The organism is Flaviflexus sp., assembly GCF_041440645.1.
In the GTDB taxonomy this organism is placed as follows: domain Bacteria; phylum Actinomycetota; class Actinomycetes; order Actinomycetales; family Actinomycetaceae; genus Flaviflexus.
This window is the reverse complement of record NZ_JASDVN010000021.1, coordinates 19,800-28,818: the sequence shown is the minus strand read 5'-3', so window position 1 is coordinate 28,818 and position 9,019 is coordinate 19,800. Positions and strand designations below refer to the sequence as shown.

Below are 9,019 nucleotides of genomic sequence, written 5' to 3'. Positions count from 1 at the left end.
CTCCTGGGCAGCGGCGGATTCCAAAACAAACTACACCCCCAATTATGAAGAGCCCTTTTGAGTTCTGTTTCCAAGTAGTCGAGGAGAATGGGAACGTGGCTCGCTTCCACATCCTTGACTGCGGTGAGAAGCACGATCGAATCGTGTCCAGCAAACTCAGCGAGATCGGCCTGTCCCTTCTCGAGTTCATCTCGATACTTCTTCACAAATTCGTCGTACCGATCTTCCTTTTCTTCGTGGTACCAGGACCGAAGCTCCGTCGTTGGAGTGAGGTCTTTTGCCCACAGATCCACATCGGCGTCCTCTTTTGACACTCCTCGAGGCCACAGCCGATCGACGAGAACACGATACTCGGAGCCGCGTCGATGATCGCTGTAGATTCGCCGATAGGTCAGTTCCATGCCCTCACCATATTCCCCGCCACCTCGCCACGCCAGGTAATCTAAGGCTGAAAGGAGCACCATGTCTCTAGAAAGCAACGTCTTCGATACCGCTCTGATCTTCGAAGGTGGCGGCATGCGAGCCGCCTACACGGCTCCCACCATTAGCGTTCTGTTGAAGAACAACATCTACTTCGACTGGGTCGCCGGCATTTCCGCCGGATCCAACAACACCGTCAACTACATTTCGCGCGATCCGTACCGTGGTCGACTCTCGTTCACGGACTTCGCGGGCGATCCGAACTTTGGTGGCATCCGCACGCTACTTCGCGGAGATGGCTTCTTCAACGCCAATTACATTTATCAGCACACCTCCGGTCCGAACGAGGCTCTTCCTTTCAAAACCGAGACCTTCTACAACAACCCTGCACGGCTGCGTGTCGGTGGATTCAATGCCGAAACCGGTGAAACCACCTACTGGGGCCGTGAAGACATGAGCACTCCGGAGCGGATGAGGCTCATGGTGCAGGCATCGAGCACGATGCCAGGTCTCATGCCCGAGGTGACGATCGATGGCGAGAAGTGGGTCGATGGTGTGATTGGCACGTCCGGTGGTGTCGCCTTGGACGCCGCCGAGGCGGAGGGTTTCGAGAAGTTCCTTGTCATCATGACCCGTCCGCGTGACTACTGGAAGCAGGCGCCGCGCAACCCGCGCCTGTTCGAGAGGCACTTCCGCAAGTACCCGGCGGTGGCGGACGCTCTGAACACGCGCGCCACGAGATACAACGCGACCAAGGAGAAGCTGCTCGAGCTGGAGAAGGAAGGCAAGGCCAAGCTATTCTTCCCGGACTCCATCTCCATCAACTCCACGGAACGCAACATTTCCAAGCTCCGCCGCCACTACGTGCTGGGCATGGAGCAGGCCAACCGCGAGCTCCCGGAATGGCAAGAATTTCTCGGGGTCTAAGCCAACGCTCAACCATCAAGCCTAACTTTCTCCTAGCTCATCCCCTGCTTCTCGGTATCCCTTGAGCATTTTCTGGGGAGACCGAAGGCATACCTTGATCGACAGCTTCTGTATATTGGCATCTGTCCTGGTCACGGTCGTGATCAAGCCCTCACCCCTCACTTCAACTCATCCTTTCTTCCTGGAGCGCGTTTGCGGCGTCCTGCCGCTACTCTTAGTTCGATTACGTAACCTCTGGAGAGGAATGGACCATGGCTGGTGGACTTGTTGCACTGCTGGATGATGTGGCGGCCCTTGCTCGCATGGCGGCGGCTTCGCTTGACGATGTCGCAGCCGGAGCAATGAAGGCGGGCGCCAAGGCCGCCGGTGTGGTCATCGACGACACTGCGGTCACCCCTCAGTACTTGGATGGCGTAAAGCCCAACCGTGAACTCCCGATCGTGAAGAAGATTGCGATCGGCTCGATCCGGAACAAGCTCATCTTTATCCTCCCGGTCATTCTTCTTCTATCGGAGTTCCTGCCCTGGATTCTGACCCCGATCCTCATGCTTGGCGGAACCTACCTCTGCTACGAGGGCGCCGAGAAGGTGTGGGAGAAGTTCCGCGGCAAGCACGCGGAGAAGGAAGCGCCTGCCGCCGCTCAGGGACCCGAGGCAGAGGACAGCATCGTCAAGAGTGCCACGACGACCGACTTTGTTCTCTCAGCCGAGATCATGGTGATCTCCCTCGATCAGGTTGTCGATGAGAGCTTCTGGGTCCGCACCCTGATCCTCGTCCTCGTCGCCATCGCCATCACCGCCCTCGTGTACGGAGTTGTCGCTCTTCTGGTGAAGATGGACGACATTGGTCTCGCCATGACCAAGAAGGACTCCCCCAAGTCCAAGAAGATCGGATCCGGACTCGTCAAGGCCATGCCGGTGGTCATGGACGTCATCTCCATCGTTGGTACCTTCGCCATGCTCTGGGTTGGTGGCCACATCGTGCTCAACGGCGTCTACGAGTTTGGCTTCACCCCGATCCACGACTTCATACACACGCTTGCCGGCAACGTGGAAAACATTGCCGTCGTGGGTGGCCTACTCGCTTGGCTCATCGACACTGCCATCTCCCTCGTCATCGGTCTCATCTGGGGCCTCATTGTCCTCGCCATCGTTCACCCGCTCCTCGCCAAGTTCGGCAAGGGGCACGGGGATCACACGAACGATCATGCGACGGCGGACAACCGTGCGAAGGCGGACGATCATGCGAAGGCCGAAGAAGCGCCTTCCGTCACTGGCTCCACCACCTTTTCGCCCGTCACCGATCCTGCAGCGGCAGATCCCGCCGCTTGGGAGCCCTCAACCACAGCGCCCGCTGATTCGACGGCGTCGTCCGAACCCGACGTCGATCGTTCAGTTCCTGGCGACGAGGACGTGAAGTAGCCCGTACTCAAGTCGCTCCTCCCACCCCAACGTCAGAGGTGCGACGGGAAGAACAGAAGTGCCATTCGGACCGGCGCACCTCCATTGTGAGGTGCGCCACTTCTTTTCCGAAGCCCACATACCTGTTTCCCCATGGTTTGAACTGTTTCCTGTGGCGAATCGCATTGTGAGCATCTGGTGGTAGTTCAGAGTATTGGCCTTGTTTTCGTTATTGTTGAATCGAACATGTTTCAACAAGGAGGGCCCCGCGCATGTCGCCCATGATCTACACCTACACCGATGAAGCTCCGATGCTTGCAACGGAATCATTCCTTCCGATTCTTCAGGCCTTTGCCGCACAGGCAGATGTTGCCGTCGAAACTCGGGATATCTCACTCGCAGGCCGCATCGTTGCGGCCCTGTCCGATTACCTTCCAGAAGACCAGCGCGAATCCGATGCGCTGGCTGAACTTGGCGAGCTAGCAAAGACGCCCGAAGCCAACATCATCAAGCTGCCCAACATTTCTGCTTCCATGCCTCAGCTCAAGGCCGCCATTGCCGAGCTTCAGGCCCAAGGCATTGCTGTTCCCGACTACCCGGACAATCCCGCGACGGACGACGAGCGCGATATTCGCGCCAAGTACGATTCCGTCAAGGGATCCGCAGTGAACCCGGTTCTCCGCGAAGGCAACTCGGATCGTCGCGCTCCCCAGGTCATCAAGAACTACACCCGCAAGCACCCGCACCCGATGGGAGCGTGGTCGGCCGATTCGAAGACCGATGTGGCGACCATGATTGGTGACGACTTCCGTTCCAACGAGCAGACAGTCGTCCTCCCCTCCGACGACACACTGTCGATCGTGCACGTGGGCGAGGAGGGCGAGACCGTCCTCAAGGAGTCCCTCAAGGTTCTCGAGGGTGAGGTCGTTGACTCGACCATCATGTCCGCGGCCGCTCTCGACCGCTTCCTGGTCGAGCAGATCAACCGAGCCAAGAGCGAGGGCGTGCTGTTCTCGGTGCACCTGAAGGCAACGATGATGAAGGTCTCGGACCCCATCATCTTCGGTCACGTTGTGCGCGCATTCTTCCCCAGGACTTTCTCCCAGTACGGTTCCGTTCTCGAGGAGGCCGGCCTCATCTCTGACAACGGCCTCGGCGTCATCCTTGCCGGCTTGGACGAGGTTGAGAACGGTGAAGAGATTCGTCGCTCCTTTGAGGACGAGCTGGCCAGCGGCCCCGAGCTCGCCATGGTGAACTCCGATCGTGGAATCACAAACCTGCACGTCCCCTCCGACGTCATCGTCGACGCCTCCATGCCCGCCATGATCCGCGCATCGGGACACATGTGGGGACCGGATGGCGAGGAGGCCGATACCCTCGCCGTCATCCCCGATTCGTCCTACGCGGGCGTGTACTCGACGATCATCAACGACTGCAAGAAGAACGGCGCATTCGACCCGACCACGATGGGCACGGTTCCCAATGTCGGTCTCATGGCACAAAAGGCCGAGGAGTACGGCTCCCACGACAAGACCTTCAAGATGCCATCCGCTGGCACCGTTGAGGTCCGCAACAGCGCGGGCGAGGTTCTCATGAGCCACACGGTTGCCGCTGGCGACATCTTCCGCGCCTGCCAGACCAAGGACGCTCCGATCCGTGACTGGGTTTCTCTCGCGGTTCGTCGCGCACGACTGTCCGGCATGACAGCGATCTTCTGGCTCGACCCAGAGCGTTCGCACGACCGCGTGCTCACCGAGAAGGTGCGAACCTACCTCCAGGATGAGGAGACGGACGGTCTCGACCTGCGCATCCTGTCCCCCATTGAGGCAACACAGGAGACCGCAGACCGCCTCCGCCGCGGCGAGGACACGATCTCCGTGACCGGCAACGTGCTCCGCGACTACCTGACCGACCTCTTCCCGATCCTCGAGCTTGGCACCTCAGCCAAGATGCTCTCCGTCGTTCCCCTCATGAATGGTGGCGGCCTGTTCGAGACCGGTGCGGGCGGCTCCGCCCCCAAGCATGTGCAGCAGCTGCAGCAGGAGAACCACCTGCGCTGGGACTCCCTCGGCGAGTTCCTTGCCCTGGCAGAGTCCCTCCGCCACCAGGCTCGCATTGACGGCACCGAGCGCCTCAATCTCATCGCCAACGGACTTGATGTTGCGACGGAGAAGCTCCTGAACGAAGGTCAGTCCCCGTCGCGCAAGGTCAACGAGATCGACAATCGCGGTAGCCACTTCTACCTGGCAACCTACTGGGCCCGCGCTCTCGCCGAGCAGAACGACGACGAGGATCTGGCACAGATCTTCGCTCCGGTTGCCGACGCTCTCGAGGCAGGCGCTGACAAGATCGCAGACGAGCTCCTGAGCGTTCAGGGCTCCCCTGCCGACCTTGGTGGCTACTACCGTCCCAACCCTGAGATGACAGCGGCGGTCATGCGCCCCTCGAAGACGCTCAACGCGATCATCGATCCGCTGCGTAGCTAGGACAAGGATCCGATTAACCGGCAACGGGTTGGTGGGCACACACCCACCAACCCGTTTTCATGCATCAAACCGTTTTCATGCATCAAGCTGGTTTGACGGAGCAATCTGTCTTGATGGAGCAAGCTGTTTTGATGCAGCCAGCTGTTCTCACTCAGCAAGCCCTTCCCTTGAGCGGGCTGTTTCCGGGACGGAGCCGTGTCTTTTGAATAGCCGTTTACTTTCAGGAAATGGTGCAGTCCTAGAGCCCTCTGGGCAGGGACGAGATCTCTTCACAAATCCACTGGGTGAGACCGCCTTCTGCGAGCTTGCGGTCGATGAGTTCCTGTTGACCCGGTTCCTCGAGATCGACAATGAGTTGAGCGTGGCCCTCCACATCGCGGGCGACAACTGCCTCACCATCCTCGCTACCAGCCCAATCAAAGGTCGGGTGGAAACCAAGCTGGATCATGGCGTTCCATACCTCCTTGGCGCGACTCTCGTAGGAGGGCGTGAAGCGCCCGTTCTCCCCTTCGAAGGCGTCCGGGAGACCATCGGGGACTCGAGGGAACGCGCCCTTCTCTTCGAGCAGGTCGGCCGGAACGTAGCGCAGCACGTCACCGGGCTGGATGACACCCGGGATGGTGGGGCGCACCCAGATCCCTTCGTGATCGACCTCAGTGATCTCAACCCTGCTCGTCCCAATCGCTAACAGGTCACCGACCCCCACGTCGCTCGGAATGGAGCTGAGAAGGATCGTAGCGGGATCGTGGAGGTCCTTGTGTCCTGTCAGGAGTATCTCTGCTCCAGCTGAGGCAACGGCAAGGCTCAGACCCGTCGACATTGTTGCGCTCCTACGCTCAATCATCGACAGATCCTCCCGGATCTCGAGCGTTTGAAGCGTCGAGCCGGGAGTGTGCATCGTCACAACCTTCATGCCCCCATCCTACGGATTTGAAAGTGGTGACGAGAGCTGTTCGGCAAGGATTGGTCCAACGGTGGACGGGTAGCGTGCAGGTTGGTGGAGACGAGTGAACTGCGGGGATTCCTCCCAAGAGTTCTTCGCCATTTCCAGATTCCTCCGACCCTTGACGCTTTCTCTCACTCCCACTTTGAATCTCTCACTTTTCGGTCAAATTGCCGTTTCGTTTCTGCCTGGGCTGGGTTTGGTGGGAAAATCATCAATGACTTGGGAATGCCCCGAGATTAGGAGAGTTGTTATGAGCGATGCTCGCACTGGAAGTGCAGATATTGGTGTTGTCGGACTGGCCGTGATGGGAGCAAACATTGCTCGCAACCTGGCCCGCAAGGGCTATAAGGTAGCCGTCTACAACCGGACCTATGCTCGAACGGAGAAGCTCGTCGAAGAGCACGGAGATGAAGGTACGTTCATCCCCTCCGAAGAGATCGCAGACTTCGTCGCCTCCCTCTCCCGCCCCCGCGTCGCCATGATCCTCGTTCAGGCAGGATCCGGCACTGATGCAGTCATCGAGCAGCTCGCTGATCACATGGATGAGGGCGACATCATCGTCGACTGCGGCAACGCTTACTTCAAGGACACGATCCGCCGCGAGCGCGACATTCAGGCACGCGGACTCCACTTCGTTGGTGCTGGCGTGTCCGGTGGCGAGGAGGGCGCTCTCGAGGGCCCGTCGATCATGCCTGGTGGCACCCCCGAGTCTTACAAGAGGCTTGGCCCCATGCTCGAGGAGATCTCGGCTCACGTTGATGGCGAGCCCTGCTGCACCTACATCTCGAACGACGGCGCCGGCCACTTCGTCAAGATGGTGCACAACGGCATCGAGTACGCCGACATGCAGCTCATCGCAGAAGCGTACGACCTGCTCCGCAAGGGACTCGGTGACTCGCCCGCGCAGATCGCTGACATCTTCGAGTCCTGGATGGGCACGGAGCTGAACTCCTACCTCATCGAGATCACCTCCGAGGTTCTTCGCCAGACCGATCCCGCGACCGGCAAGGCACTTGTCGATATCGTCGTGGATGCCGCAAGCCAGAAGGGCACGGGTGCGTGGACGGTCCAGACCGCCCTTGAGCTCGGTGTTCCCGTGACCGGCATTGGTGAAGCCACCTTCGCCCGTGGCCTGTCCTCCTCCCCCGTCCAGCGTGGAGCCTCCGGCCCCCTCGAGGGCCACGAGGCTCCGATTGCCATCGAGAACCGCGAGGAGTTCATCGAGCAGGTTCGTCAGGCTCTCTACGCCTCGAAGATCGTTGCCTACTCGCAGGGCTTCGACCTCATTCAGGCCGGTGCCGAGGAGTACGGCTGGGACATCAACAAGGGTGAGCTTGCCAAGATCTGGCGAGCCGGCTGCATTATTCGTGCAGTCTTCCTTGGTGACATCACCGAGGCATACGAGAACAACCCAGATCTGCCACTGCTGATGGCGGATGAGAAGTTTGCTTCGAAGATCAATGCCTGCGTTCCCGCATGGCGCCAGATCGTTGGACTCGGCGTTGCTTCCGGCATCCCGATCCCCGCGTTCTCCTCCTCCCTCTCCTACTTCGATGGCGTCCGCGCCGAAAGGCTTCCCGCCGCCCTGATCCAAGGTCAGCGCGACTTCTTCGGTTCGCACACCTACAAGAGGATCGATATGGAAGGCGCCTACCACATTGAGTGGTCAGGTGATCGTTCCGAGTCTCGCTGGAGCTAGTCTTCAATAGCGGAGAAGGGGTCATGCTTGCGTCCACAGGAGGACAAGGGCGTGACCCCTTCCCTTTTGCTTCTATGCTTGCCCCATGAATGATTTGGTGCGCCCGGGATGGGCGGGACGTAGCGACTTGGAACGCGACTACTACGACACGGAATGGGGCATGCCGATCACGACCGAGACGGGCCTGTTTGAGAGGCTGTCGCTCGAGGCCTTCCAGTCCGGGCTGTCGTGGACGACGATCCTGCGGCGCCGGGAGGGCTTCAGGGAGGCCTTCGCAGGCTTCGACGTTGATGCTGTGGCCGCCTTTGATCAGGTCGACATTGATCGACTCCTCAATGATGAAGGAATCATTCGCAACAGGCGGAAGATCATTGCCACGATCAACAACGCGAAGGCGACCCTGGACTTGCGCGACGATCCCACACTGGGCAGGCGGGGAGCCATCGAGGCGGGACTTCCCTCTCTTATCTGGTCCTATCGACCAACGGATCATCCGGCCTACAAAGAGGCGGATCTTCCCGCGGAGATTCCCGAGTCCGTCGCGCTGGCGAAAGACTTGAAGTCGCGGGGTTTCCTGCACGTCGGTCCCGTCACGATGTACGCGCTCATGCAGGCGGTGGGGATCGTCAACGATCATCCGGAAGGGACGTGGCGCAGGGACATCGTGAGAGATGCGGTGGCTGAGGTGCTCAAGCGAACAAACTGAAACTGGTGCCCGGGTATCGGTCCTGCACAGGCGCGGGGTCCTGCGTCGAGGGACTTCTCTTGTGCCGGCCTAGTGCCTGAACTTGACGGTAAAGAATTGAGCGGACGGTTCTACGATCGAATGCTGCGGGTTCATGATCCGTATCGGGTTCAGTGCGGTGAATGCTCTGGACTGATCGATTCGGCTATCGCGTTTTGAGTACTTATCCGTCTCAGCCTCTTAGGCGGCGCGACGTTGCGGCTTCACGAGCGCAACGAGTCCACAACCGAAGGCGAAGATCAGTGTCATGGTGACACCGCCACCAAACATCATGACGTGGGTTGCGACCGATCGTCCGGTACCGGGACGCTCCCTGCCGAACACGAGCTGGCCGGGGCTCATGCCGAAGCGGTGGAGCACGCCAAGAACGATGACAGCGGCGTAGAAGGCTGCGAT

8 protein-coding genes are annotated in these 9,019 nt (G+C 59.6%); 5 read left to right on the top strand and 3 right to left on the bottom strand.

Annotated elements, in window-relative coordinates; translation table 11 throughout:
* Window positions 1-401 (bottom strand): DUF488 domain-containing protein (locus QMB98_RS03070; RefSeq protein WP_371684181.1); only part of this gene is annotated, 401 nt, incomplete at its 3' end.
* 61 nt (window positions 402-462) lie between these two features.
* Between QMB98_RS03070 and QMB98_RS03065 the strand changes: the two genes are divergently transcribed.
* The 3 genes from QMB98_RS03065 (at window position 463) to QMB98_RS03055 (ending at window position 5,233) form a co-directional block, all read left to right on the top strand.
* Window positions 463-1,347, top strand: a complete 885-nt coding sequence (locus tag QMB98_RS03065; RefSeq protein WP_371684180.1) for a patatin family protein — start codon at window positions 463-465, stop codon at window positions 1,345-1,347.
* A 251-nt stretch (window positions 1,348-1,598) separates the two neighbouring features.
* The gene (locus tag QMB98_RS03060; protein WP_371684179.1) at window positions 1,599-2,768 is read left to right on the top strand and encodes a DUF808 domain-containing protein; all 1,170 of its coding nucleotides are present in this window, start codon (window positions 1,599-1,601) and stop codon (window positions 2,766-2,768) included.
* A gap of 251 nt (window positions 2,769-3,019) precedes the next feature.
* Window positions 3,020-5,233: an NADP-dependent isocitrate dehydrogenase gene (locus tag QMB98_RS03055; RefSeq protein ID WP_371684178.1), complete on the top strand. Its 2,214-nt coding sequence runs from the start codon at window positions 3,020-3,022 to the stop codon at window positions 5,231-5,233.
* Window positions 5,234-5,471: 238 nt separating this feature from the next.
* On the opposite strand, the gene QMB98_RS03050 is transcribed toward QMB98_RS03055, so the two are convergent.
* Complete coding sequence (locus QMB98_RS03050; RefSeq protein WP_371684177.1) at window positions 5,472-6,146, bottom strand: hypothetical protein; 675 nt, start codon at window positions 6,144-6,146, stop codon at window positions 5,472-5,474.
* Window positions 6,147-6,429: 283 nt separating this feature from the next.
* Between QMB98_RS03050 and gndA the strand changes: the two genes are divergently transcribed.
* Both gndA and QMB98_RS03040 read left to right on the top strand, forming a co-directional pair.
* The gene (gene gndA / locus QMB98_RS03045; protein ID WP_371684176.1) at window positions 6,430-7,878 is read left to right on the top strand and encodes an NADP-dependent phosphogluconate dehydrogenase; all 1,449 of its coding nucleotides are present in this window, start codon (window positions 6,430-6,432) and stop codon (window positions 7,876-7,878) included.
* 85 nt (window positions 7,879-7,963) lie between these two features.
* Window positions 7,964-8,584 (top strand): DNA-3-methyladenine glycosylase I, encoded by a 621-nt coding sequence (locus tag QMB98_RS03040; protein WP_371684175.1) that lies wholly within the window; start codon window positions 7,964-7,966, stop codon window positions 8,582-8,584.
* Window positions 8,585-8,803: 219 nt separating this feature from the next.
* On the opposite strand, the gene QMB98_RS03035 is transcribed toward QMB98_RS03040, so the two are convergent.
* Window positions 8,804-9,019, bottom strand: a 216-nt coding sequence (locus QMB98_RS03035; RefSeq protein WP_371684174.1) for a hypothetical protein, incomplete at its 5' end; no start/stop codon positions are given.